We start from the raw sequence: 24603 nt of genomic DNA, 5'->3' as shown, positions 1-24603 counted from the left end.
CGTATTTTTTAAGACATTGCTTCGAAGAACCTATCGGCCTGATGAAAGCGATCATTAATGTTTATTTACAATTTAGCGCTAAATGTTTTTATCCCGCTGAATTTAAAACAATGATTTTTATTGTGATGGATTGACAGCCTGGCAGGGGATAAAGCGAAACGGCAGGCGGGGATGCGCGGAAAGGATAAACAGCCAGGGGGGCAGTTATTCGTCGGCACGGGCCTGGAAGGTCGCGGGATGTTTTGGGCGCAGACAGCGGAGCCTGCGCCCGGGCGTTTTCGCTCAGTTCAGTGCGGCCAACCCCTAGCGTTTACGGCTATCCGGGATAATCAAATCACCCCTCAGTACGCAGGCACCCAGCATATCCTGGGTTTTTTCCGTCAGCCAGCTGACGATGCGCGCCGCCATGGCGTCCATTGAATATTCAATGGAGGGAATGGTCGGGATGCCGGGCAAATCCAGCGAACCCGCCAGGCTGAAGATCATAATATCGCCGGGTACCGCCTTATTAAACGCCTGGAGCTGGCTGATGACCCGCTGTGCCTCCTGCTCGTCTGCCACCAGCAGGGCATTGAAGTTGACGGTAGTGGCATTGTTCAGCAGTACCTGCACCGCCACGGAGGAGGTGGTGGAATCCATAAACACCAGATTACGGTTAAATGGCAAAAAATTGTTCTCCAGCGCCAGCTTATAGCCAAGCAAAACCTGGTCGGCGTGGCCCCGGGTATCCGGATGGATCAGGGCAATCTGGCGTCGTCCCTGGCTGATCAGATAATTGCAGGCGGTTTCCGCCGCGAAGGCGTGATCAAACTGGATGCTGTTCGGCGTGTCGGCATCGACACAGTCGATCAGGATCACGTGGTCATCGGCAATATCCAGCGGGAAGCGGGCACCGATAATCAAGACGTCGTCACACAGGCCGCAGGACAGTTCATCCAGCGCATTCATCACCCCGGCTTTGCTGTTGGCAAAGCGCAGCAGCAGATGTTTCTGGTGCTGACTGAGCTGTTTTTCCAGCGCGTAGAGGTAGCCGGTGGTCTGATTAATATTTTCCTGGGCGCAAATCACGCCAATGCAGCCGGTGGACTGGGAGAGTAAAGACTGGGCAATGACATTTGGCCGGTAATTGAGCTCTTCAGCAGCCTGTAATACCGCCAGGCGGCTGGCTTCTTTCACCCCGCGCGACCCGCTCAACACCCGTGATACGGTGGCTTTGGACACCCCAGCCAGACGCGATACATCGTTGATTGTTGACATTTATCTCCCCTGAACGCCGCAATATCAAACCGGCCAGACTGGCCGCAATAATGGCGCAAAATTCGCCACCGCCAGTATAGCGTCTTCCTCAAATCATGGAAACCGATTTTCCATATCATCTCAAAAGTGTCCATATCGGCGGTAATTCTGTGATGTGAATCGCGGAAAAATCCCTTTTCAGTAGGGGTTTATGATGAGGTTCACAGTTCTGTTTCCGCTTTATGGAAAACGGTTTCCGTATGGTGTCCAATCGTTTCCACATTTACGTTCCATTACATTTTGAGGTGAAGGATTTATGGTCAGGATTATGCTGTGCTGCTCTGCCGGGATGTCGACCAGTATGCTGGTAAGGAAAATGGTCGAGGCGGCGAAGGAAAGGGCGCTGGACGTGGATATTGAAGCCTACGGCGTTGCCGAGTTCGATAACCAGTTCCCTCACTATCAGGTCGTACTGCTGGGGCCTCAGGTCAAATATATGTTGAAAACCCTGTCAGAAAAGGCGGCCGCACAGGGCATTCCCGTTCAGCCCATCGATCCGATGGACTATGGCATGCAGCGCGGCGACAAGGTGCTGGACTTCGCGCTGTCTTTGATTAACGCGGTTCACTAAAAGGTGTTCATATGAGTTCGTTATATCAGTCCATGATTGCCGTTATCGAGCAATCGATTACCCCGCTGGCGGGGCGTCTCGGCCAGCAGAAGTATGTCATTGCCATCCGCGACGGCTTTACCGCCGCACTGCCGTTTATGATCATCGGCTCGTTTATGCTGGTGTTTATCTTTCCGCCGTTCTCGGCGGAGACCACCAACAGTTTTGCCCGCGGCTGGCTGGACTTCTCCCTGACTTACCGTGAACAGCTGATGCTGCCGTTTAATCTCAGCATGGGGGTCATGACCTTCTTTATCTCCGTGGGGATCGGTGCCAGCCTCGGGCGACAGTTTAATCTGGATCCGGTGATGGCCGGCCTGCTGGCGTTTATGGCATTTCTTCTGGTCGCCGCCCCCTATTCTGACGGGCATATTTCGACGCAGTATCTCTCCGGGCAGGGGATATTCACCGCGCTGATCACCGCCATCTACTCCACGCGGGTTTACGCCTGGCTGAAACAGAACAATATCACCATCCGCCTGCCGAAAGAGGTGCCGACCGGAGTGGCGCGTTCCTTTGAAATCCTGATCCCGGTGGTGGTGGTGATGGGCACGCTGCACCCGCTGAATCTGTTTATTGAAGCGCAGACCGGCATGATTATGCCGCAGGCGATCATGCACCTGCTGGAGCCGCTGGTATCGGCGTCGGATTCCCTGCCCGCTATTCTGCTGTCCGTACTGCTGTGCCAGATCTTCTGGTTTGCCGGCATCCACGGTGCGCTGATTGTGACCGGGATTATGAACCCGTTCTGGATGGCCAACCTGTCGGCAAACCAGGCGGCGCTGGCGGCGGGTTCCGCGTTACCGCACATCTATTTACAGGGCTTCTGGGATCACTACCTGCTGATCGGCGGGGTGGGCTCCACGCTGCCGCTGGCCTTCCTGCTGTTGCGCAGCCGCGTCACCCATCTGCGGACCATCGGCAAAATGGGCGTGGTGCCGAGCTTCTTTAATATCAATGAGCCGATCCTGTTTGGCGCGCCGATCATCATGAACCCGATGCTGTTTCTGCCGTTTATCTGCGTACCGATGGTCAACGCCTGCCTGGCCTATGGGGCAACCAAACTGGGGTGGCTGGCGCAGGTGGTATCCCTTACGCCGTGGACCACACCTGCACCGATAGGCGCGTCCTGGGCGGCGAACTGGGCCCTAAGCCCGGTAATAATGTGTCTGGTCTGTATGGTGATGTCGGCCCTGATGTACCTGCCGTTCCTGCGCGCCTACGAGCGCTCGTTACTGAAAGCTGAAGAGCAGAAAGTACAAAGTGCCGCCGCACCCTCAGGCGAAACCGTCCGCACTAACTGATGATCATGGAGAGTGAAACAATGAAATACCGATTTCCGGATAATTTCTGGTGGGGCAGTGCCAGCTCCGCGCTGCAAACCGAAGGCGAAAGCCAGCCGGGAGCCCGCGGTGAAACCACCTGGGACGCCTGGTATGCCAGCCAGCCGGAGCGCTTCCACCAGCAGGTGGGGCCACAGGATACGTCGGGTTTTTATCAGCACTGGCGTGACGATATTGCGTTGCTGAAACAGCTTAATCATAACAGTTACCGCACCTCACTGAGCTGGTCGCGGCTGATCCCGGACGGTACGGGGGCGGTGAACCCGCAGGCCGTGGCGTTCTATAACAACGTGATTGATGAGCTGCTGGCACAGGGGATCCAGCCGTTTATTACCCTGTTCCACTTTGATATGCCGGTAGCCATGCAGCAGCAGGGCGGCTGGGAGAGTCGTGACGTGGTGGCCGCGTTCAGTCGCTATGCCAAAATCTGCTATGAGCTGTTTGGTGACCGCGTGCTGCACTGGTTTACCTTTAATGAGCCGATTGTCCCGGTGGAAGGGGGGTATCTGTATGACTTCCACTATCCCAACGTGGTCGATTTCAAACGGGCGGCAACGGTGGCCTACCACACCGTGCTGGCTCATGCTCAGGCGGTACGTGCGTTCCGGGCAGGATCGTTCCCCGGGGAAATTGGCATCGTGCTCAATCTCACGCCGTCCTATCCGCGCTCTCAGCATCCGGCGGATGTGACAGCGGCACGCCATGCCGACCTGCTGTTCAACCGCAGCTTCCTCGATCCGGTGCTGCGCGGCGAATATCCGGCGGACCTGATGACGCTGCTGCAACGTTACGAGCAGTTGCCGGCCTGCCAGCCGGGGGACCGGGCATTAATTGCTGAGGGAAAAATCGATTTGCTGGGGATTAACTATTACCAGCCGCGTCGCGTGAAGTGCCGTGACAGTGCAGTGAATTTACACTCACCGTTTATGCCGGAATGGTTATTCGATCATTACGAGATGCCCGGCAGAAAAATGAATCCCTACCGGGGTTGGGAAATATATGAGCCGGGGATTTATGACATCCTGACTAATTTACGGCTTAATTATGATAACCCGCGCTGCTTTATTTCTGAGAATGGGATGGGCGTGGAAAATGAGCAGCGCTTCACAGAGAACGGCCAGATTCAGGACGATTATCGCATTGAATTTGTCACCGGACATCTTAAATGGCTGCATAAAGGGATCGCTGAAGGCAGCCACTGCCTGGGCTATCACATGTGGACGTTTATTGATAACTGGTCATGGTGTAACGGTTATAAAAACCGCTACGGCTTCGTGCAGTTAGATTTAGCCACACAGCAGCGCACGGTGAAGAAAAGCGGAGAGTGGTTTGCCCGCACTGCCGCAGATAACGGCTTTGGTGAGGAAGGTAACAATGATTGATTTAGAAGAAGCGGTGATGGAGATCATCGTCAATGCCGGGCAGTCGCGCAGCCTGTGCTTTGAAGCCCTGCACGCGGCACGCGGTGGCGATATAGCGCACGCGAAAGCGCTGCTGACTGAAGCCGACGGCTTCTCACGGCAGGCCCATCAGATGCAGACAAAGCTGATTGAACAGGATGCCGGAGAAGGGCGTCAGCCGATGACGTTAATTATGGTTCATGCACAGGACCATTTAATGACCTCGCTGCTGGCGCGTGAATTATCTGAAGAAATTATTCATTTATATCAGCGTTAATAGTGAACCCTTACGCACAGGAGAAACCGTAAATAGCAAAAAATAATTCACTCTGATGATAGCCTGATACCTTACTTTCAAAATAACAGCACTCACGCTGCTTTATCAGCGCGGCCTCGTGCCGGCTGATAAAAGGCAGAGTCATAATGAGAATATTATGAAACTAGTTAATCAATTGCCGGTTACCCTGGCGGTGATGGCCGCCCTTTGCTCTGGAAACGTCGTTGCACAAGAATTTACGCAGGAACAGATAGACGCCATCGTGGCAAAGGCGGTCGATAAAGCTCTGGCCGAACGCCAGGCTAAAATAGACGGAGCCGTGGATAAAGCCCTCGCCGATCGCCAGGCGAAAATCGATAAGGCCGAGGCGAAAAAGGCCGATGTGATCACCGAGCCGCAAACCCCCGCGCAGTCACCGGATATGGCGATCCCGTTTGGCGTCCAGTTTACCGGGTATGCCCGCTACGGAGCACAGTTCCAGGGCGGCGACCAGAAATTTGTCGGCGTGGATGGCTCCTATAACGGCTCCTCGGCCATCGGTCGCCTGGGCAACGAAGGCAACGGCGGCGAGTTCCAGCTTTCCAAAGCGTTTAAGGGGGATAATGGTGCCATCTGGGACGTTAACGTGATGATCGACCACTGGGGCGATGAGGTGAACCTCAAGAAGGCCTACGCGGGCGTCACTAACCTGTTTGACTCGAATCCTAACGCCTACCTGTGGGCCGGGCGCGACTTCCATCAGCGTCCACAGCAGGGGATTAACGACTACTTCTGGATGAACCACGACGGCCAGGGGGCCGGGGTGAAAAACTTCGAACTGGGCGGCGTGAAGTTTGACGTGGCGACGGTGGCCGCTGTTGAGGCCTGTAACCCGGAAATCATGGATGAAGAGGGCAACCCGTCGCGCATCAGCTGTACCGGCGGATCGGGGACCGGTGATAAAGGCAATTATGCGCTGACCTCGAAAATACACGGCATGAAGGTCGGCCCGCTGGATCTGGAGCTGTATGCCAATTACGGCTTTGACTCTAAGGCTGTCGAGAGCGAAGAGCGTCTGAAGGCCTGGCAGGGCGGTGCGGTGTTGAGTCACACCGGGGAAAACGGGGTGAATAAAGTGATCACCCGTTACTCGAATAACGCCGACAACAGCGTGTTCAACAAAACCGATGAGCTGACCACCGTCTACGCCAGCTTTGAAGGCAACTATAAGTTCACCCAACAGGCGCAGGTGGAGTATCTGCTGGCCTTCCACGATTATTCCAATAAAGCGGATAACACCGACGATCGCCGCAACTACGGCGCGATTGTCCGGCCGATGTACTGGTGGAACGACGTGCATTCGACGTGGCTGGAAGCAGGTTATCAGCGGGTTGACTACGACCAGGGCGGCGATAACCACGGCTGGAAGATGACGCTGTCGCAGAACGTATCAATCGCCATGGGGCCGGAGTTCCGTCCGATGCTGCGCTTCTACGTCACCGGCGGCGAGGTGGATAACAAGCGCACCGCGCGCATCAACGGCAGCGATGACGATACCCAGCTGGATTCGTTCAACGTTGGCGCGATGTGGGAAGCCTGGTTCTGATCAGGGTGTAAAACCAGGCCGGTTTTGAGCTGGTCGTGATACCGTGGCGCTTCTCAACCTGGCGCGAACACAATGGACAGCGGGCATTGCCTCAGCCTGCGGTCAGCCAGATGTGACGCGCCACGGATGGCGCATGTTGAGGGGCGCTGGGATGTCGGGGTTGCCGATCCAGATCTGCTCAGGCCGCCTGGTCCTGCGGCAGGGGAATATCCGCGCTGATCCGCAGCCCGTCCCGATCGAACACCATGCACTGGTGTGCAGAGAAGGCGGGACGCAGCATTTGATAGGGCCGGAAGTGAACATCGCCCGGCAGTAACATTTTAAAGCCGTCGTGACCATATACCTGACCAAACAGGTAGGTGTTATTCCCCAGCCTTTCCACCACTTCACAGTGGAAGTCGAGATGCAGCGTGGCATCGCTGTTGACCCGCAGATGTTCCGGACGGATGCCCAGCGTCAGCTCCTCCCCGGGTTGCAGCTGGCGTGCCGGGGCGGGCAGCACCAGCCTGTTGGCCCCTTCATTAACGGTGACGGTCAGCGCCTGCGCGCTACAGTGCTCGACGTGCGCGGGCAGGAAATTCATCTTTGGCGAACCGATAAACCCGGCCACAAAGCGGTTTACCGGGTTGTAGTAGAGTTCCATCGGTGAGCCGACCTGTTCCACCTTACCGTAGTTCATCACCACGATTTTATCGGCCAGCGTCATTGCCTCTATCTGGTCATGCGTGACATACACCATGGTGGTTTTCAGCTCCTGGTGCAGTTTGGCAATATGCAGTCGCATATCCACGCGCAGTTCCGCATCCAGATTCGATAAAGGCTCATCAAACATAAATACCCGCGGGTTACGCACGATCGCCCGGCCGATCGCCACGCGCTGGCGCTGGCCGCCGGAAAGCTCTTTCGGCTTGCGCTCCAGCAGGTGAGAGAGTTGCAGCGTTTTGGACACCATCTCCACCTGATGGCGAATTTTCTCTTTCGGTACGCCGTTGACCTTCAGGCCGTAGCCCATATTTTCGGCCACCGTCATATGCGGATAAAGCGCGTAGGACTGGAACACCATCGCCACGCCCCGGTGGGCAGGAGCCACGTCGTTCATTAACTCATCACCGATCAGGATCTCACCGTCACTGACTTCTTCCAGCCCGGCAATCAGCCGCAGCAGGGTGGATTTGCCGCAGCCAGAAGGACCGACAAACACGGTAAATTCACCGTCTTCAATATCCAGTTGAATATTATTGAGCGTTTCTGTTTTGCCAAAACGCTTACACACGTTTCTCAGTCTGATGCTGGACATGCGGAACCTCTTCGAAAGGGGTGTTTAAGAAAAAATGTATTACGTATTACAAATCACTTTTGTGACACGCGAACCCTTGTGGCGTCTGGCTTGACTATAAACCCCAGCTGCAGAGCACCCTAGGGGGGATTTTGATTTCTGTAATACCGATCACATATTAGTGAGAACAGGGTGGAGGACACGCGCCGTTCCGCGTAGCGTATGACATCAACACGCTGTAACACTTTTCCTTCTGCAAGGCATATTAACCGGGCTTTGCGCAGTAGCGGTGAGAACATCAGCGATATAAAAAACGGATAAATGTTATACCTTCACATGAGGTCAGCCATGAAAGTTAAAACCCGCATCACTCTGCTACTGTCAGCCCTGGTTCTGGGGCAGGCTGCCCACGCCGCACAGCAACTGACCGTCTGGGAAGATATTAAGAAGTCGGACGGTATTAAAACGGCCATCGCTGATTTTCAAAAGCAGCACAACGTCGAGGTCAAGGTGCAGGAGATGCCGTTTGCCCAGCAGATTGAAAAGCTGCGTCTGGACGGCCCGGCCGGCATCGGCCCTGATGTGCTGGTGATCCCGAACGACCAGCTGGGCAGCGCGGTGGTGCAGGGCCTGCTGTCACCGATCAGCGTCGATGCGGCGCATCAGGCGGCGTATACCCCGTCAGCGATGGCGGCCTTCATCCAGAATAATGTCGTCTACGGGGTGCCGAAGGCGGTGGAAACCCTGGTGCTGATCTACAACAAAGACCTGTTGCCAGCCCCGCTGAAAACCCTGGATGAATATCGTGAGTTTTCTAAGAAGCAGCGCGAAGCGAAGCAGTACGGCCTGTTGGCTAAATTTGACCAGATTTACTACAGCTGGGGTGCCATCGCGCCGATGGGCGGCTACATCTTCGGTAAGGACGGGAAGGGCGGGCTGAACACCCAGGATATCGGGCTGAACACCGCAGGCAGCGTCGAGGCCGTCACCTACCTCAAGAGTTTCTTCACTCAGGGCCTGCTGCCGTCCGGCATTCTCGGTGACAACGGCCTGAATGCTATCGACTCGCTGTTTACAGAGAAAAAAGCCGCCGCGGTGATCAACGGCCCGTGGGCGTTCCAGCCTTACCAGTCAGCGGGCATTAATTATGGCGTGGCACCGCTGCCTTTGCTGCCTAACGGTAAACCGATGAGTTCTTTCCTCGGCGTGAAAGGCTATGTGGTTTCCACCTGGAGTCAGGACAAAGCGCTGGCGCAGCAGTTTATCCAGTTTATTAACCAGCCGCAGTACGTCAAAGAACGCTTCCAGAAGACCCAGGAGATCCCGCCGGTGGTGGCCCTGATGAACGATCCGCTGATTAAAAACGATGAAAAAGCCAATGCCGTGGCCGTGCAGGCGGAACGCGCCGTTGCCATGCCGGGGGTGCCTGAGATGCAGGAAGTCTGGGGCCCGGCGAATACTGCGCTGGAACTGAGCGTGACCGGTAAGCAGGAGCCAAAAGTGGCGCTGGATAACGCGGTGAAGCAGATCACCATGCAGATTGAAGCCATGCAGGCCAGCAACCAGTAAGCCGGGCTCACCCAACGGCACGAATGAAGAAGGATAATGCTGTGATGATTTCCCCCAGTGAAAAACTGATGCTCAACAAGCGCACCCGGCAGCACGCGCTGACTGGCGCACTGCTGGCGCTGTTACCGGGTTTCGGCCAGTTTTACCACCGCCAGTGGGCGAAGGGGATCTGTTTTCTGATCCTGCTGACCAGCTTTTACGGTGTGTTTCATAACTTCCTGCAGCAGGGGCTGTGGGGGCTGGCGACGCTGGGGGAAGAAGTCCCCCGCGATAACTCCATCTTTCTGCTGGCAGAGGGGATTATCAGCGTACTGATCATCGCCTTCGGCATCACGATATGGGGGCTGTCGGTGCGCGACGCGTGGCTGAACGGCTGTCGTCGCGATGAGGGAAAACCGCTGCACGGCGTGCGCAAACAGTATCAGCTCCTGCTGCGCGAGGGCTTCCCTTACCTGATGATCACCCCGGGGTTTATCCTGCTGGTGTTTGTGGTGGTATTCCCGATCCTGTTTGGCTTTGCCATCGCCTTTACCAACTACAACCTGTATCACACGCCGCCAGCTAAGCTGGTGGACTGGGTGGGGCTGAAAAACTTCGTCAATATTTTCACCCTGTCTATCTGGCGCTCGACCTTCTTCGACGTGCTGCAGTGGACCGTCGTCTGGACGCTGCTGGCTACAACGCTCCAGTGTTCGGTGGGAGTGATGCTGGCGATTCTGGTCAACCAGAAAGACCTGCGTTTTAAACCGCTGATCCGCACTATTTTTATTCTGCCCTGGGCGGTGCCCGGCTTTGTCACCATCCTGGTGTTTGCCGGCATGTTTAACGACAGCTTTGGCGTGATTAATAACGCCATCCTCGACTTCTTTGGGATTGCGCCAAAGGCCTGGATGACCGATCCGTTCTGGACCAAAACCGCGCTGATCATGATGCAGACCTGGCTGGGCTTTCCGTTTGTCTTTGCCATGACGACCGGCGTGTTGCAGGCCATCCCGGATGACCTGTATGAAGCGGCAATGATGGACGGTGCCGGGCCCTGGACGCGCCTGCGCACCATTACGCTGCCGCTGGTGATGTACGCCATTGCGCCGATCATCATCACCCAGTACACCTTCAACTTTAACAACTTCAATATTATCTACCTGTTTAACAACGGCGGGCCGGCGGTAGCGGGATCGAACGCGGGCGGCACCGATATTCTGGTGTCGTGGATCTACAAACTCACCATGTCGTCATCGCAGTACGCGATTGCCGCCACCATTACGATTTTGCTGTCGATCTTTGTGGTCGGTCTGGCGCTGTGGCAGTTCCGCGCCACCAAATCGTTTAAACAAGATGAGATGGCATAAGGGAGCATCATGGCTAAGTCAGTGAGTATCAAACGCGAAAAATGGCTGCGCCTGTCGCTTACCTGGCTGGTGGTGCTGATGGTGTCGACCATCATTATCTACCCGCTGGTGTGGACGGTAGGGGCATCGCTGAATGCCGGTAACAGCCTGCTGAGCAGCTCTATCATTCCCGAGAACGCCTCGCTGCAGCACTATCGCGACCTGTTCAACGGCACGGTGCCGTACCTGACGTGGTACTGGAACTCGATGAAAATCAGCTTCTTCACCATGGTGCTGACCTTAATCAGCGTCAGCTGCACGGCCTACGCCTTCTCGCGCTTTCGCTTTAAAGGGCGGCAGAACGGTCTGATGCTGTTTCTGCTGTTGCAGATGATCCCGCAGTTTTCAGCGCTGATTGCCATCTTTGTGCTGTCGCAGCTGCTGGGGTTAATCAACAGCCACCTGGCGCTGGTACTGATCTACGTTGGCGGCATGATCCCGATGAATACCTACCTGATGAAGGGCTACCTCGACGCCATTCCGAAGGATCTGGATGAGTCCGCACGCATGGACGGGGCCGGGAATTTCCGCGTCTTTATTGAAATTATCATGCCGCTGTCAAAGCCCATCCTCGCGGTGGTGGCGCTGTTCTCCTTTACCGGGCCGCTGGGGGATTTCATCCTCTCCAGCACCATTCTGCGCAGCCCGGACCAGTTCACGCTGCCTATCGGTTTGTACAATCTGGTTTCGCAAAAAATGGGGGCCAGCTACACCACCTACGCGGCGGGGGCCGTGCTGATTGCCGTTCCGGTCGCCATCCTCTACCTGGCGCTGCAGAAATACTTCGTTTCAGGCCTGACTTCAGGAAGTACAAAGGGATAAATCATGACACCAAAAACGCTGTTTCTCGCCCTGGCCATGGTCTGGGCTGTGCCTCTCTTCGCCGCGAATACGCCGGCAATCCCTGCCCTCGGGCCGGTGCCAGCAGACTTTGTTAAGGGCGCGGATATCTCCACACTGCCCGAACTGGAGAAGCTGGGCGTTAAATTTTACAACGCTGACAATCAGTTACAGGACCCGATTGCCATTTTGAAGGCGAACGGTATCAATACGCTTCGCCTGCGACTGTGGGTGGACCCCTATGATGCCAGCGGTAAAGCGTACGGCGGCGGGACCAACGATCTGCCTACCACCCTGGCGCTGGCGAAGCGCGCAAAAGCGGCAGGTATGCAGATCCTGCTGGACTTCCACTACAGCGATTTCTGGACCGATCCGGGCAAGCAGTTCAAGCCGAAGGCCTGGGAAAAACTCACCTTCCCGCAGCTGGAAACGCGCATTCATGACTACACCCGCGACACCATTGCGCGCTTTAAAGCCGAAGGGGTGCTGCCGGATATCGTGCAGATCGGCAACGAGCTGAACGGCGGCATGCTGTGGCCGGAGGGCAAAAGCTGGGGGCAGAACGGCGGTGAGTTTGACCGTCTGGCCGGGCTGCTGAAAGCGGCAATTAGCGGCCTGCGGGAAAACCTCAGCGACCCGTCACAGGTCAAAATCATGCTGCACCTGGCGGAAGGAACGAAAAATGACATGTTCCGCTGGTGGTTCGACGAAATTACCCGCCGCCAGGTGCCGTTCGATGTCATTGGTCTGTCGATGTACACCTACTGGAACGGCCCGATCAGCGCCCTGAAAGCCAATATGGATGATATCAGCCAGCGCTATCAGAAAGACGTGATGGTGGTGGAGGCCGCCTACGGCTACACGCTGAAAAATTGCGACAGCGCGGAGAACAGCTTCCAGTCGAAAGAAGAAAAAGACGGGGGCTATCCGGCTACCGTTGCGGGCCAGGCCGCCTATCTGCACGACCTGATGCAGGCGGTACTGGCGGTGCCGGATCACCGTGGCAAGGGCGTGGTTTACTGGGAGCCGATGTGGATAGCCGCATCGGGCAATACCTGGGCCACGCCGGAAGGGATGAAGTACATCCACGACGAGTGGAAACAGGGCAACGCCCGTGAGAACCAGGCGCTGTTTGACTGCCAGGGCAAAGTGCTGCCGTCAATTCAGGCTTTCCATTAATTTACAGGCCTGAGGGCCGGTGTCGCTGACACCTCTGAGGAACCGTTATGTCTAAATTCCCCCCGCTTTCTGCCGGCGTTAACGCGCTGCTGCACGGTGCGGATTACAACCCCGAACAGTGGGAAAACTCGCCGGGCATCATTGATGACGATGTTGCGATGATGCAGCAGGCGCACTGTAATGTGATGTCGGTCGGGATCTTCAGCTGGGCCAAACTTGAGCCGGAAGAGGGCCGCTATGACTTTGGCTGGCTGGATAACGTGCTGGAAAAGCTGCACCAGAAGTCAATCCGGGTGTTTCTGGCCACCCCGAGCGGCGCACGCCCGGCGTGGATGTCGCAAAAATACCCTGAAGTGCTGCGTACCGGTCGCGACCGCGTGCCCGCGCTACACGGGGGGCGTCACAATCACTGTATGACCTCGCCGGTGTACCGGCAAAAAGTGCAGGCGATGAACGTACAGCTGGCCACGCGCTATGCGCATCATCCGGCGGTGATTGGCTGGCATATTTCCAATGAGTACGGCGGCGAGTGCCACTGCGATCGCTGTCAGCAGGCTTTTCGCGGCTGGCTGCAGCGGCGCTATGGCACTCTGGAGCAGCTCAATCACGCCTGGTGGAGTGACTTCTGGAGCCACACCTATACCGACTGGTCGCAGATTGCCTCGCCCTCGCCGCAGGGGGAGTCATCGATCCACGGTCTGAACCTTGACTGGCGGCGCTTTATGACCGACCAGGTGACCGACTTCTGTGCGGAAGAGATCAAACCGCTGAAAGCGGCCAACCCGGCACTGCCAGCGACCACTAACTTTATGGAGTATTTCTACGACTACGATTACTGGAAGCTGTCGCAGCCGTTGGATTTTATCTCCTGGGACAGTTACCCGACGTGGCATAACGAGAAGGATGAAACCACGCTGGCCTGCTACACCGCCATGTATCACGATCTGATGCGTACCCTGAAGCAGGGCAGACCGTTTGTGTTGATGGAGTCAACGCCGGGTGCCACCAACTGGCAGCCAACCAGCAAGCTGAAAAAGCCGGGGATGCATATCCTCTCGTCATTACAGGCGGTGGCCCACGGGGCGGATGCGGTGCAGTACTTCCAGTGGCGTAAAAGCCGCGGGTCGGTGGAAAAATTCCACGGCGCAGTGGTCGATCACGTCGGTCATCTGGACACCCGCATTGGCCGGGAGGTGACAGAACTGGGCCGGATGCTGGCGGCAATGACGCCAGTGCAGGGCACCCGCGTTGAGGCGAAAGTGGCGATTATTTTCGACTGGGAAAGCCGCTGGGCCATGGACAATGCCCAGGGACCGCGCAATATTGGCCTGCACTATGAGCGCACGGTGACAGAACACTACCGTACCTTCTGGGAACAGGGCGTAGCCGTGGATGTGATCAACGCCGATGCGGACCTGAGTGGCTACGCGCTGGTGATCGCGCCGATGCTGTATATGGTCCGCGACGGCTTTGCCGCACGGGTGGAACAGCATCTGCGCCAGGGCGGGCAGTTTGTTGCCAGCTACTGGACGGGGGTGGTCAATGAAAGCGACCTCTGTTATCTCGGCGGTTTCCCGGGTCCGCTGCGGCCGCTACTGGGGGTCTGGTCTGAGGAAATTGACAGCCTGACGGATGACGAGAGCAATGGCGTACGTGCCCTTGCCGGTAATGAGCTGGGTTTACAGGGGTCGTATCAGGCACGTGAACTTTGTGAACATATTCACCTGGAAGGGGCGACGGCGCTGGCGGTTTACGAAAGCGATTTCTATGCCGGTAAACCGGCGGTGACCGTCAACCGGGTGGGCGAAGGGCAGGCGTGGTATATCGCTTCGCGTAACGACCGCGCGTTCCACCGTGATTTCTACGGCGCACTGATTACCCGGCTGGCCCTGCCGCGTGCGCTGGCCGTAGACTTCCCGCCCGGCGTCACCGCGCACCGCCGTACCGATGACGAACACAGCTTTGTCTTCCTGCAGAACTTCACGGCGCAGACGCATACCGTTGTGCTGCCCGCAGGGATCAGCGACCTGATCGACGGTGCGCCGCTCTCCGGCACGCAGAGTATTCCTCCCTGGGGCTGTCGCGTGCTGCGCGCCCCGCTGTAATCGTTGTCTCACTGGCGGGCCTCTGGCCCGCTTTTTTTTTGCCTGAAGCAGTAAGGAGAGAGTTATGGTCAGTCTGAAATTATTTAAGCGCTACTTCAGCCGGGAACCGGCCACGACGGAGGCCACTCCGGAAGACAGCGTGCTGCTGGACCGGCTGATGAGCTGCTTTGGCGGGCGGGACAATATTGTCCAGGTAGAGGCCTGCCTGACCCGACTGCGGGTGACAGTGAAATCCCTGGCTGCGGTGGATAATGCCGGGCTGCAGCAGGCCGGTGCGCTGGGCGTGGTGATTCTGGGCCATGAGGTCCATGCGATCTTTGGCACGCAGTCAGACCGCCTGCGCGAGCTGATGGAGGCCCGCTTCTTTCGCCAGCCCTGAATGAAAAAAAGGGATAACCGGTGACGGTTATCCCAATAAGCGATCCAGTGTTTATCCAATGATGATGAAGGCGTTTAGTCGTGCATTACCACCAGGCTTCAACCTGCACACCGAAGTTCCAGGTGTTGCTGGCGGTACCGTCCTGGAAGCTGTTCCCCTGCTCGGAGTCGTTCAGGTATGAGGTGAAAATACGCAGCTCCGGGCGTGACATAAATTCCGGACCGGCGGCAAGACCGAGAGCGAGGGTATATTTCTGTCCGGCCTGTTTGTAGTCGCTGCCGTCTTTATTCTGGTCTTTCTGCATAAACGTACCGGCTTCACCGATACCGCGCACATAGTCGGTGAACTGATACTGCGCGCGACCGACGAGAGAGAGCAGGGTGCTCTTATCCGTGAACGCGGTGACGTGGTCAGCCGCGCCCCAGGTGATGACCTGATTCAGCGACAGGCGGTCAGTGATCGGCAGCAGGCCGGTATTGATCACGCGGTAGCCCGTGGCATCACGCGTGTCGTTATACATGTCATACCAGCCGCCGCCCTGGGAGATCATGTTCTGTGCCAGTCCTTTGTTGGCATACTGCAGCACCAGCTTCTGATAGCCGCCCCACATGTCCTGGCTGATCTCACCGGTCAGCATCACGCCATTTTCCGCGTCGTACAGCTCACCGTACTCTTTCTGCTTGTTGGTCGGGTTCGGCATGGCGTAATCGATGCCAAACTCCGTCCACGCCCCGCTCCACGGCTTCAGACCGGCGTAGCGCACGTCCAGGTAGTTGATATTGACGTCGTTATCCCCGTCGGCACGGTAGTCAACGTCGTTGGCATCACCGCGGATCCAAGCGACGGAAATCGCCCCCGGACCTAAAGTGTAGTTTTCAATACCGGCACCGGAGCCGGAGATGTTCCAGTATTTGGTATCGATAATATGCAGGTCATGGCGCTGGTAATAGCGTTTACCGCCCCAGATCACCGCGTTTTTATCGCCGGGGATCAGCCCTTTGATCTGCAGGTTGAGCTGACGCAGGCCGAACTGCGCATCGTCACCTAAGGTGGTTTCATTGTCGTTGGAGCCGTCGGAAAACATGCTGACCATCGAGTCGACATAAAAACTGACGTCGTCCTTTTTGTACACTTCACTGCCCAGCTCAATCTCACCGTAGGTGTCAGCTTCGTTACCCAGACGACCAATTTTATTTTTCTGCCACTCCTCCATGCCGCCGTCGCGCGAAACGCCCACGCCACCGCGCAGATAGCCGTGGAAATCGATATTGTCGATGGCTGCGAAAGCAGGAGAAGTCAGTGTGGCTGCCAGTGCCACCGCGGTCGCCGTTAGTCTTGTGTTCATGTCACCCTCTGTTTATATTTGTCATACGTTCACACGATGGCGACAGTAAACGCCCGCTGACGAGAGGTGCGCAAACGGAGTGTCGAAATTGTGTGATTTACTGCAAGTATTTAGGCGTAAATTGTAACGATTGGTGAGATTGATCACCAAATATCAAATGTGAACGTCATACTTATTTGTCATTTTCTGACAGTGTGACCGGGTTAACCTGAGCGTTACTGGCCTTGTGATACAATTTGTCCATCGGTTAACAGGGAAGAGAAACATGAAATCAAAGAGCGCCACTCTGGAGGATGTCGCCCGCCATGCAGGGGTGTCATATCAAACGGTTTCCAGAGTGCTGAATAAGTCGGCGAATGTCTCGGAAGGGACGCGCAGCAAGGTAACAAAGGCGATAGAGGCGCTGCGTTATGTGCCCAACCGGCTGGCACAGCAGCTGGTCGGGAAGCAGAGCACGACGCTGGGCCTGGTGACCACCTCCCTGGCCCTGCATGCCCCCTCTCAGGTGGCGGCCGCGATCAAGCGTTACGCCAACGTGTCGGGGTATCAGGTGCTGATCGCCATGATTGATGAGAACGTCAATCAAAGTTTGCAGGAGTCGATCAATGAACTGAAGTCGCAGCTGGTGGATAAAGTGATTATCAACGTCCCGCTGGACACCGCCTGCGCAGAGCGCATCGTTGAGGAGAACCAGGACATCCTCTGTCTGTTCCTGGATGTTGACCCGTACTGCTCAGTGTTTAACGTTTCGTTTAATCCGGCGGACGGCACCCGCGCCAGCGTGAAGTATCTCTATGAACAGGGGCACCGCGCGTTTGCACTGCTGGCGGGGCCGGAACAGTCTGTCTCTGCCCGGCTGCGGCTGAAGAGCTGGCTGGACACGCTGGAAAGCTACCGGCTGGAACCCGTCAGCGTGATCCACGGCAACTGGGACGCACAGAGTGGTTACAGCGGCATTTTACAGCTGATGCGGGAAAATCCGCACTTCAGCGCACTGCTGGTGGGCAACGATCAGATGGCGCTCGGCGTACTTAGCGCGCTGCATCAGCAGGGCATTGCGGTGCCGGGGCAGGTGTCGGTGGTGGGGTACGATGATACCTACGAGAGCGCGTTTTTCCACCCGGCGCTGACCACGGTGTCGCTGGACCTGGACTTACAGGGAAAAGAGGCGGTGCAGCGTATCCTGCAGGCCAGCGATGACGACCACAGTCGTTCCTCCTCGATCCTGCCTGCCCGTCTGGTGGTGCGTAACTCGACGACAGCGGCCGGGCAGCAGCAGCAGGATCTGAAGCAGATTGCTGAACAGCTGCGGCTGATTGCCAGCCGCCTGGGGTAGCGGCAGCGTGAGGAAAGGGGCGTTGGGTCTCCGTGGGTCGGCGGCGACCCTCGGGCCGACCGGAACAGAAGGTTGGCCCTTCAATACAACGGGAGGTCGGGCCCGAAAATCCTGACGGAATGCCGGGCCCTGCCAGTGAAGCTGTGGGGGGCTGATAAGGGTTATTTCGCCCCAAAACAGGCGTTCAGCCCGGCCTGGGTGTCTTTACTGGCCAGACCCGGCATGGGTTTATCGGCGATCAGCGTCACGCCGGTATCCACATAGCCAGAGGCTTTTTTACCGTGACGGGCCCAGGCCACCGCCGCGTCAACGCCCATCGCCGCCATGGTCAGCGGGTACTGCTGCGCCGTGGCGGCAATTTTACCGGCCCGCACGTTGTTCACCCCGGCACAGCCGCCGTCCACGGAGACAATCATCGCGCTCTTCTCTTTGCCCGCCTCCAGCAGCGCCTTATAGGCCCCGGCCGCCGCAGGTTCATTGATGGTATACACCAGGTTGATGTCAGGATGGCTTTTCAGACAGCTGGCCATCACTTCATAACCCTGCTGTTCTGCCCCCTGCGAGAACCCGGCACACACCGTTTCAGGCGTCACCGACAGCTCGCTGGAATCTGCTCCTACCGCCGGTAAGCCCAGCCCGGTCATAAACCCGTTATGGCGTCTTGCCCCGACTAAGTGACCGGGAGAGAGGTCCAGCATGGCGATTTTCAGCGGCTGACCGGGATATTTCAGCGGCATGGCGGCTTTGGCATACTGGCCGATAAGCTCGCCTGCTTTGTAGTTATCCGTGGCGAACAGGGCATCTACCGCCGATATCGGGTCAGTCGGGGAGTCCAGGGCGATCACCTGAACCCCTCTGGCACGCACTTCGTCCAGCGCCGGCACAATCGCCTTTGCATCACTCGGTGTGATCAGCAGGGTGGTGGCCCCGGCGGCCACCATTTCCTCGATCGCCAGGATTTGTGCCGGATAATCGCCATCTTCTTTGCCCGCTGCCGTCAGAAGTTTGACGCCATGCACCGTCGCCCCCAGCATCGCCCCTTCCTTCATTTTCAGAAAGAACGGATTGGTGTCTGTTTTCGTGATCAGCCCGATGGTAATCGTGTCACTGCTGGCCACTGCCGTGGAGGTGACCACGGCAGCCAGCGTTAAAGCCCAGGAGAGTTTCATCGCAATTCCTTAGCGCAGGGTCGCTGTTGTGTCGCTGAGACGACCGGCACGGGAGATATCGAACGCAGAGATCCCCTCCAGCAGTAAATACGCCTGCTGTTTCAGGCTGGCGGCAGCGGCGGCACTCTCTTCAACCAGTGCGGCGTTCTGCTGCGTGGCCTCATCCATATTGACCACGGCTTTGTTCACCTGGTCGATACCGGTATGCTGCTCGCTGGACGCCAGGGTGATTTCAGCCATCAGGCTGTTAACGCCTTTCACCGCGTTCACCACTTCCTGCATGGTGCTGCCAGCTTCGTCAACCAGCTTAGAACCGGTATTGATACGATCAACCGATTCGTCGATCAGATTTTTAATTTCCCGGGCGGCCGTGGCGCTGCGCTGGGCGAGGATGCGGACTTCGCCCGCGACCACGGCAAACCCGCGACCCTGTTCCCCGGCGCGTGCGGCTTCCACCGCGGCGTTCAGTGCCAGAATGTTGGTCTGGAAGGCAATGCTCTCAATCACGGTGATAATCTGCGTGACTTTGCCGGAGCTGCTGGCGATGTCGTGCATGGTGGTGACCACGCGCTCGACCACGTTACCGCCGCGCTGCGCGACGTCGGAGGCGTTGGTTGCCATCAGATTCCCCTGATGGGCATTATCGGCGTTGTGTTTAACCGTGGCGGTCAGCTGCTCCATACTGGCGGAGGTCTGCTCCAGCGACGAGGCCTGGGCCTCCGTGCGGCGGCTTAAGTCCTCATTGCCCAGGGTAATTTCACTGGAGGCAGAAACAATGCTTTCGGCAGAGTTGGCGACCTGGCTGATAAGCTGATGCAGTTTCTCCTGCATTTCACCGATAGCCGCCAGCACGCTGCCGGACGGTGCCGTACTGGCCCCGTTCACCTGGCTGAGGTCGCCCTGCGCAATGCGCTGCACCACCTGGCCTAACACTGCGGGCTCTTCGCCCAGCGCACGGAACAGCGAACGGATGATCATCGCCCCGAGGATCACCGCCAGCGTCAGCGCCAGCAGGCTGATAGCGATAAAGATGATCCGGGTCTGCTGGTAAGCCGCCTCAGCGGTGTTCAGACTTTCGTCCGCGCGTTCGGTGCTGTATTGCAGATACTGGTTGGCTGAGGTGAGTAACTGGGTTAACTGCGGGCGCAGTTCCCGGTTCATGCGGTCAATGGCTTCTGCCTTCTTTTCTGCCAGCGCCAGCTCAACGATGTTATGAGCAACAGGGCGATATGCCTCTTCGGCACGGGCAATGGCGGCCACAAACTGCCGGTCCTGATCGGTAACGTCAGTATGCCTTGTCACCGCCGCCTGCAGCTGTTTCAGTGCCGTGGCCGTTTTGTCTTCTGCTGCCGCGACCTGTTTTTTACCGGCCTCAATATCTGCGGCTTCGCTGACCAGCACCAGGCCATAAAGACTTAGCGAGCTGTCTTTCACGCCGCTAAGGATCAGGTTGACGGAGGACTCACGCGCTGCGACCTGTTGTACATGGGTTTTAAAGCGGTCATTGGCGTTACTGAGCGAGTTCATCGAGAGAATGACGACGGCAAGCACAATCACCACTAACACGCCGAAGCCCAGGGTCAGCTGGGTCCGGACGGTTGTATTTTTGAATTGCATAAATTGACACCCCTGAAAAATCGACGAAAAGTTAAGCGTTCGGCCTTGATATGAGCAGTAATGAACATAAATTTGTTAAGCTGAATGGATTCAGTCAGCAGACCTGATTACAGTAGCCAAACAGGGTTCATGGGGATCACATTCGGGCTGGCGGCATAAACTCATAAAAAGAGCCTGATCGTTTTAACGGCAGGCCCGCCGCGAACTTGACAGAGTAAAAAGGAAGGGCGGCGCTCTTTTTTAAAAGTGTGACGGATATCTACTTATTAATGTCATTGACCCGGGAGCCGGCTGGCCCTGCCGCACGAGGAGGCAGAAAAAATGAGGCTCGCACCCGGCATGACTAATGTGTAATTTAATCATAGTGTCGGTATTCAATTTCAGAGGGTAATGATAGTTATTTTAGCTATTTTCAGGGGTGAACATGCCATTCGCGAAATATGAAGACGGACTTTTTACCAAAAGCGAATCACGGAAAAATTTGCTGGTGCCGCTGCTGTTTTCCGCCGCACTGAGTGTACTGGTAATGGTGTTCAATCTGGCCCTGTTTCTGCCTAAATCAGGCGAAACACACTGGATACAGCAACCCGGATGGTTATTTGACGGAATGCAGTTCGGCATTCTCAATTTTATTCTTTACAGCTTTAACCGGCTATCGGTACAGCCGCGTTTACGCCGCTGGATGAACACTGGCTTGATCGTCTGGATTATTTCAGCAGCCTTTGATTTGATGGATGAAGTGATTATTCAGCCCGCCTGGGTGGGCTATTACATTGAGGATATTACCCAACTGAGTGGAATGCTGTGCGTCTCTGTCGGTGTTTATCACATTGTTCACTATATTAATGACCGCTACGCCGACGTCAGCATTGATTCGTTTCGTGACGAGCTGACGCAGCTACCCAACCGCCGCTATTTTTCCAACGTGCTGCTGGATTTGCGCGGGGTGAATTACTCCCTGTTTTTAGTCGATATTGATCATTTCAAATCAGTGAATGACCGCTACGGACATGACCAGGGGGACGAGGTACTCAGGCAGTTCGGTGCAATGCTGGCGTCGTTATACGATGATAACGTTATCGCGGCCCGAATCGGCGGGGAAGAGTTTGCGGTTATTCTGCAAACGGCTTCGCCGGAACAGGCTGAAGCGCTGGCCCGTGATATTCTCAAGCGTACCCAGGCATTGATCATTGACGATGATATCCGCATCACGGTCAGCATTGGCGTGGCGCAAAAAAGAGAGAATGAGCGACTGGAAAAACTGCTTAAGCGCGTCGACATCGCTCTATACCAGGCCAAACGGCAGGGGCGCAACCGGGTGGAGTGGGCACCCCGCTAGCGGGGGCCTGTTGTCAGACGTTTTCTTCATTTAAGCGCAGCGGACGGGCGAAACGGCCATCCTTGAGTAAACTTGATCGAGAGCATGGGCGGACGTTTCCGCCCCGCCAGCCTTACCGCACAGCGGCAGGGCGAGGACAATGTGTCATCACGTTGATGAAATGGATAAGACAACCCTGACGAGGTAGCGGTATTAATGAAAAAGGTCGCAATAATCGGCGCCGGGCCCACGGGGATTTATACGTTATATTCGCTGTTGAAACAGGCTGTTCCCCTGTCTGTTACGGTGTACGAGCAGGCGGACGAGGCCGGGGTGGGGATGCCTTACAGCGATGAAGAGAACTCGCGAATGATGCTGGCCAATATCGCCAGCATAGAAATCCCCCCCCTGTTTATGACTTACCTTGACTGGTTACGCACGCAGAGCGACAGCGCGCTGACCCGCTACGGTGTTAATCCCGATACGCTGCACGTCAGACAGTTTTTGCCGCGTATTTTGCTCGGTGAGTACTTCCGTGCGCAATTTCTGGCCATTGTGGCCGCTGCCAGAGAGCAGGGCTTTGAGGTGAAGGTGCTGGAACGCTGTCCGGTAACCGATCTGCAGGCGATGCCTGAAGGCGTGCAGATCTGGGTCGGGGAGCAAGCCAGCCCGCAACAGTTTGACCTGGCCGTGGTGGCCACCGGCCACGTCTGGCCGGATGACAGTGAGGCGACGCGCACCTTCTTCCCCAGCCCGTGGTCAGGTCTGATGGATGCGGCCATTCCCGCCTGCCACATCGGCATCATGGGTGCGTCGTTAAGCGGTATTGATGCGGCGATGGCGGTGGCGGTTCAGCACGGAGACTTTGCTGAACCGGAGGGGGGGAAGACCACCTTCACGTTGAATAAGGGGAGTGAGGCGCTAAAAATGGTGCTGATGTCCCGGTCGGGCATCCTGCCGGAAGCCGACTTTTACTGCCCCATTCCGTATGAACCTCTGACGGTTGTCACGCCCGATGCGATTAAACAGGCGGTGGCGGCCGGATCGACAGGGCTGCTCGATCGCATTTTCGGGCTGATGGTGGCAGAGATTGAAGCCGCCGATCCGGACTGGAGCCAGGCGATCGCCCTGCGGTCACTGGACGCGGACAGCTTTGCTGACGCCTGGTTTGCCGGGCGGCATCAGCATCATCCTTTCCGGTGGGCGCAGGCCAATCTGGAGGAGGTTGAGCGCAACAAGCGCGACAGACGCACTGTCGCCTGGCGCTATGCCCTCTTACGTCTGCATGAAGCGGTGGAGGAGATTGTGCCGCATCTTGACCAGCAGGACGGGGAGAGATTCAGCCGGGGACTGGCCCGCGTGTTTATCGATAACTATGCCGCGATCCCTTCCGAGTCTGTTCGCCGGCTGCTGGCACTGCGTGAGGCCGGGATCATCAGCATCCGCGCGCTGGGGGAAGACTATCAGCTCAGTGTAACCGGGGAAAAAACAGCGATTCTGACCGCAGGAAAAACAGTCACGTTCGACGTGTTTATTGATGCCCGGGGGCAAAAATCCATGAAGACAAAAGACCTGCCGTTTCCCAGGCTGCGCGTCCAGCTTGAGTCCTGCGGTGATGAGATCCCCGATGTGGGTGACGATTACACGCTGCTCTCGCCCGAGAGTGCCCGTGGCCGTATTGCCTTTGCTGCGCTGCCCTGGCTGATGCACGATCGCCCCTTTGTGCAGGGCATCACCGCCAGTGCTGAAATCGGCGAAGCGATTGCCAGAGCTGTCTGCATGCCGTCCACCCGGGCGCGTAAACGTTTAATGCCCACAGACAGTGAGTAGGGCACTGGCGACTGCCGGGGATAGCCACCTCTGCATGTCGTGAGGGCTGAATGCCGGTTCAGGGAGCGTCCCCCCGCAGTGTTATGATGAACATCATAGTCTACCGGATGCTCCGCTGGACCCTGGCAATCCCTGCCGCCCTCCGGCAGAACCGGCATTTCCACCTTCTCCACCGGCCCCGCCCGCAGCGTTATCAGATGCGCCGCCATTCCCTCCATTCCCTCCATTACCCCCGTTCCCGCCATTACCCCCGTTCCCGCCATTACCCCCGTTCCCACCATTACCCCCGTTCCCACCATTACCCCCGTTCCCACCGTTACCCCCATTCCCGCCGTTACCTCCTTGTAAACAGCCGTTGATGGCTGAGCCATCTTTGCCATTCTGCCCATCTTTGCCGTTCTGCCCGTTCTGCCCATTTCCCCCATTCTGCCCCTGAAGGCTGTCGCAGCCCGATTGCTGAGAGGTCACAGAAAAGGGTGGCCGTGCTGAAGCAGGTGTCGCTGTCATAACACAGGACAACAAAAGGGTGCTCAACGCCAGTGTGAGTTTTTGATGTGGCATTTTCCGTCCTCTGACAGGGTTATAGAGATAATGATAAGCCTGGTGGTTAACTGTAAAACCGTTGATTCCATTTAAGAGAAGCGCAGTGAAATATCAAAATGGCTTAATGTAAGTGACTGTGATGGGCAGTAATATTTTATTTTTCCGTAAAAAAACACGATGAGAAAATCGCATTAAAAC

19 protein-coding genes are annotated in these 24603 nt (G+C 56.7%); 14 read left to right on the top strand and 5 right to left on the bottom strand.

Annotated elements, in window-relative coordinates:
- Window positions 1-303 precede the first annotated feature (303 nt).
- Window positions 304-1257 (bottom strand): LacI family DNA-binding transcriptional regulator, encoded by a 954-nt coding sequence (locus ACZ3HG_RS05225; RefSeq protein WP_191932725.1) that lies wholly within the window; start codon window positions 1255-1257, stop codon window positions 304-306.
- Window positions 1258-1552: 295 nt separating this feature from the next.
- On the opposite strand from ACZ3HG_RS05225, the gene ACZ3HG_RS05220 reads away from it, so the two are divergent.
- From ACZ3HG_RS05220 to ACZ3HG_RS05200, 5 genes are all read left to right on the top strand, one after another.
- A complete protein-coding gene (locus tag ACZ3HG_RS05220) occupies window positions 1553-1867 on the top strand; it encodes a PTS sugar transporter subunit IIB (protein WP_191936997.1) in 315 nt (104 codons plus the stop codon).
- 11 nt (window positions 1868-1878) lie between these two features.
- Window positions 1879-3210 carry a PTS sugar transporter subunit IIC gene (locus tag ACZ3HG_RS05215; RefSeq protein WP_191932723.1) on the top strand — a complete coding sequence of 444 codons (1332 nt, stop codon included), beginning with the start codon at window positions 1879-1881 and terminating at the stop codon, window positions 3208-3210.
- A gap of 20 nt (window positions 3211-3230) precedes the next feature.
- Window positions 3231-4631 (top strand): glycoside hydrolase family 1 protein, encoded by a 1401-nt coding sequence (locus ACZ3HG_RS05210; RefSeq protein ID WP_465332123.1) that lies wholly within the window; start codon window positions 3231-3233, stop codon window positions 4629-4631.
- Window positions 4624-4926 (top strand): PTS lactose/cellobiose transporter subunit IIA, encoded by a 303-nt coding sequence (locus ACZ3HG_RS05205; protein ID WP_191932721.1) that lies wholly within the window; start codon window positions 4624-4626, stop codon window positions 4924-4926. Before ACZ3HG_RS05210 ends, ACZ3HG_RS05205 begins: the two co-directional genes overlap by 8 nt.
- A 157-nt stretch (window positions 4927-5083) precedes the next feature.
- Complete coding sequence (locus ACZ3HG_RS05200) at window positions 5084-6511, top strand: carbohydrate porin (RefSeq protein WP_465332121.1); 1428 nt, start codon at window positions 5084-5086, stop codon at window positions 6509-6511.
- A gap of 178 nt (window positions 6512-6689) precedes the next feature.
- On the opposite strand, the gene ACZ3HG_RS05195 is transcribed toward ACZ3HG_RS05200, so the two are convergent.
- Window positions 6690-7808 carry an ABC transporter ATP-binding protein gene (locus ACZ3HG_RS05195; RefSeq protein WP_191932719.1) on the bottom strand — a complete coding sequence of 373 codons (1119 nt, stop codon included), beginning with the start codon at window positions 7806-7808 and terminating at the stop codon, window positions 6690-6692.
- A gap of 327 nt (window positions 7809-8135) precedes the next feature.
- Here ACZ3HG_RS05195 and ACZ3HG_RS05190 point away from each other — a divergent pair, with 327 nt between their 5' ends.
- From ACZ3HG_RS05190 to ACZ3HG_RS05165, 6 genes are all read left to right on the top strand, one after another.
- A complete protein-coding gene (locus tag ACZ3HG_RS05190) occupies window positions 8136-9356 on the top strand; it encodes an extracellular solute-binding protein (RefSeq protein WP_465332119.1) in 1221 nt (406 codons plus the stop codon).
- 41 nt (window positions 9357-9397) lie between these two features.
- Window positions 9398-10705, top strand: coding sequence for an ABC transporter permease subunit (locus ACZ3HG_RS05185; RefSeq protein ID WP_191932717.1), 1308 nt, complete (start codon window positions 9398-9400; stop codon window positions 10703-10705).
- Between the two features lie 9 nt (window positions 10706-10714).
- Window positions 10715-11566 (top strand): sugar ABC transporter permease, encoded by an 852-nt coding sequence (locus tag ACZ3HG_RS05180; RefSeq protein WP_191932716.1) that lies wholly within the window; start codon window positions 10715-10717, stop codon window positions 11564-11566.
- A 36-nt stretch (window positions 11567-11602) separates the two neighbouring features.
- Window positions 11603-12763 (top strand): glycoside hydrolase family 53 protein, encoded by a 1161-nt coding sequence (locus tag ACZ3HG_RS05175; protein WP_465332577.1) that lies wholly within the window; start codon window positions 11603-11605, stop codon window positions 12761-12763.
- A 47-nt stretch (window positions 12764-12810) separates the two neighbouring features.
- Window positions 12811-14868: a beta-galactosidase gene (locus tag ACZ3HG_RS05170; protein ID WP_465332116.1), complete on the top strand. Its 2058-nt coding sequence runs from the start codon at window positions 12811-12813 to the stop codon at window positions 14866-14868.
- A 64-nt stretch (window positions 14869-14932) separates the two neighbouring features.
- Window positions 14933-15247: a PTS sugar transporter subunit IIB gene (locus ACZ3HG_RS05165; RefSeq protein WP_191932713.1), complete on the top strand. Its 315-nt coding sequence runs from the start codon at window positions 14933-14935 to the stop codon at window positions 15245-15247.
- Window positions 15248-15332: 85 nt separating this feature from the next.
- Here the strand turns inward: ACZ3HG_RS05165 and ACZ3HG_RS05160 are convergent, their stop codons facing one another.
- On the bottom strand, window positions 15333-16592 hold the full coding sequence (locus ACZ3HG_RS05160; RefSeq protein ID WP_191932712.1) for a maltoporin: 1260 nt from the start codon (window positions 16590-16592) through the stop codon (window positions 15333-15335).
- Between the two features lie 265 nt (window positions 16593-16857).
- Here ACZ3HG_RS05160 and ACZ3HG_RS05155 point away from each other — a divergent pair, with 265 nt between their 5' ends.
- Entirely contained in the window at window positions 16858-17928 is a 1071-nt protein-coding gene (locus ACZ3HG_RS05155) for a LacI family DNA-binding transcriptional regulator (protein WP_191932711.1), read from the top strand.
- A gap of 161 nt (window positions 17929-18089) precedes the next feature.
- On the opposite strand, the gene ACZ3HG_RS05150 is transcribed toward ACZ3HG_RS05155, so the two are convergent.
- Window positions 18090-19097 (bottom strand): substrate-binding domain-containing protein, encoded by a 1008-nt coding sequence (locus ACZ3HG_RS05150; RefSeq protein WP_191932710.1) that lies wholly within the window; start codon window positions 19095-19097, stop codon window positions 18090-18092.
- Between the two features lie 9 nt (window positions 19098-19106).
- On the bottom strand, window positions 19107-20714 hold the full coding sequence (locus ACZ3HG_RS05145; RefSeq protein WP_191932709.1) for a methyl-accepting chemotaxis protein: 1608 nt from the start codon (window positions 20712-20714) through the stop codon (window positions 19107-19109).
- A gap of 424 nt (window positions 20715-21138) precedes the next feature.
- On the opposite strand from ACZ3HG_RS05145, the gene ACZ3HG_RS05140 reads away from it, so the two are divergent.
- Window positions 21139-22053 carry a GGDEF domain-containing protein gene (locus tag ACZ3HG_RS05140; protein ID WP_191937002.1) on the top strand — a complete coding sequence of 305 codons (915 nt, stop codon included), beginning with the start codon at window positions 21139-21141 and terminating at the stop codon, window positions 22051-22053.
- Window positions 22054-22248: 195 nt separating this feature from the next.
- Window positions 22249-23862 (top strand): FAD-NAD(P)-binding protein, encoded by a 1614-nt coding sequence (locus ACZ3HG_RS05135; RefSeq protein ID WP_465332112.1) that lies wholly within the window; start codon window positions 22249-22251, stop codon window positions 23860-23862.
- The last annotated feature ends 741 nt before the right edge of the window (window positions 23863-24603 follow it).

It is taken from the genome of Erwinia sp. PME.40.26/001, from assembly GCF_055556675.1.
The sequence above is the reverse complement of the archived record's forward strand: the minus strand, read 5'-3'. Positions and strand labels throughout refer to the sequence as shown.

What these genes read in the sequence shown, in the direction of transcription:
- ACZ3HG_RS05195 (WP_191932719.1), bottom strand. Translation starts at nt 7,808, where the DNA reads ATGTCCAGCATCAGACTGAGAAACGTGTGTAAGCGTTTTGGCAAAACA.
- ACZ3HG_RS05170 (WP_465332116.1), top strand. Translation starts at nt 12,811, where the DNA reads ATGTCTAAATTCCCCCCGCTTTCTGCCGGCGTTAACGCGCTGCTGCAC.
- ACZ3HG_RS05165 (WP_191932713.1), top strand. Translation starts at nt 14,933, where the DNA reads ATGGTCAGTCTGAAATTATTTAAGCGCTACTTCAGCCGGGAACCGGCC.
- ACZ3HG_RS05190 (WP_465332119.1), top strand. Translation starts at nt 8,136, where the DNA reads ATGAAAGTTAAAACCCGCATCACTCTGCTACTGTCAGCCCTGGTTCTG.
- ACZ3HG_RS05145 (WP_191932709.1), bottom strand. Translation starts at nt 20,714, where the DNA reads ATGCAATTCAAAAATACAACCGTCCGGACCCAGCTGACCCTGGGCTTC.
- ACZ3HG_RS05160 (WP_191932712.1), bottom strand. Translation starts at nt 16,592, where the DNA reads ATGAACACAAGACTAACGGCGACCGCGGTGGCACTGGCAGCCACACTG.
- ACZ3HG_RS05200 (WP_465332121.1), top strand. Translation starts at nt 5,084, where the DNA reads ATGAAACTAGTTAATCAATTGCCGGTTACCCTGGCGGTGATGGCCGCC.
- ACZ3HG_RS05220 (WP_191936997.1), top strand. Translation starts at nt 1,553, where the DNA reads ATGGTCAGGATTATGCTGTGCTGCTCTGCCGGGATGTCGACCAGTATG.
- ACZ3HG_RS05140 (WP_191937002.1), top strand. Translation starts at nt 21,139, where the DNA reads ATGCCATTCGCGAAATATGAAGACGGACTTTTTACCAAAAGCGAATCA.
- ACZ3HG_RS05210 (WP_465332123.1), top strand. Translation starts at nt 3,231, where the DNA reads ATGAAATACCGATTTCCGGATAATTTCTGGTGGGGCAGTGCCAGCTCC.
- ACZ3HG_RS05175 (WP_465332577.1), top strand. Translation starts at nt 11,603, where the DNA reads ATGGTCTGGGCTGTGCCTCTCTTCGCCGCGAATACGCCGGCAATCCCT.
- ACZ3HG_RS05150 (WP_191932710.1), bottom strand. Translation starts at nt 19,097, where the DNA reads ATGAAACTCTCCTGGGCTTTAACGCTGGCTGCCGTGGTCACCTCCACG.
- ACZ3HG_RS05135 (WP_465332112.1), top strand. Translation starts at nt 22,249, where the DNA reads ATGAAAAAGGTCGCAATAATCGGCGCCGGGCCCACGGGGATTTATACG.
- ACZ3HG_RS05215 (WP_191932723.1), top strand. Translation starts at nt 1,879, where the DNA reads ATGAGTTCGTTATATCAGTCCATGATTGCCGTTATCGAGCAATCGATT.
- ACZ3HG_RS05155 (WP_191932711.1), top strand. Translation starts at nt 16,858, where the DNA reads ATGAAATCAAAGAGCGCCACTCTGGAGGATGTCGCCCGCCATGCAGGG.
- ACZ3HG_RS05180 (WP_191932716.1), top strand. Translation starts at nt 10,715, where the DNA reads ATGGCTAAGTCAGTGAGTATCAAACGCGAAAAATGGCTGCGCCTGTCG.
- ACZ3HG_RS05205 (WP_191932721.1), top strand. Translation starts at nt 4,624, where the DNA reads ATGATTGATTTAGAAGAAGCGGTGATGGAGATCATCGTCAATGCCGGG.
- ACZ3HG_RS05225 (WP_191932725.1), bottom strand. Translation starts at nt 1,257, where the DNA reads ATGTCAACAATCAACGATGTATCGCGTCTGGCTGGGGTGTCCAAAGCC.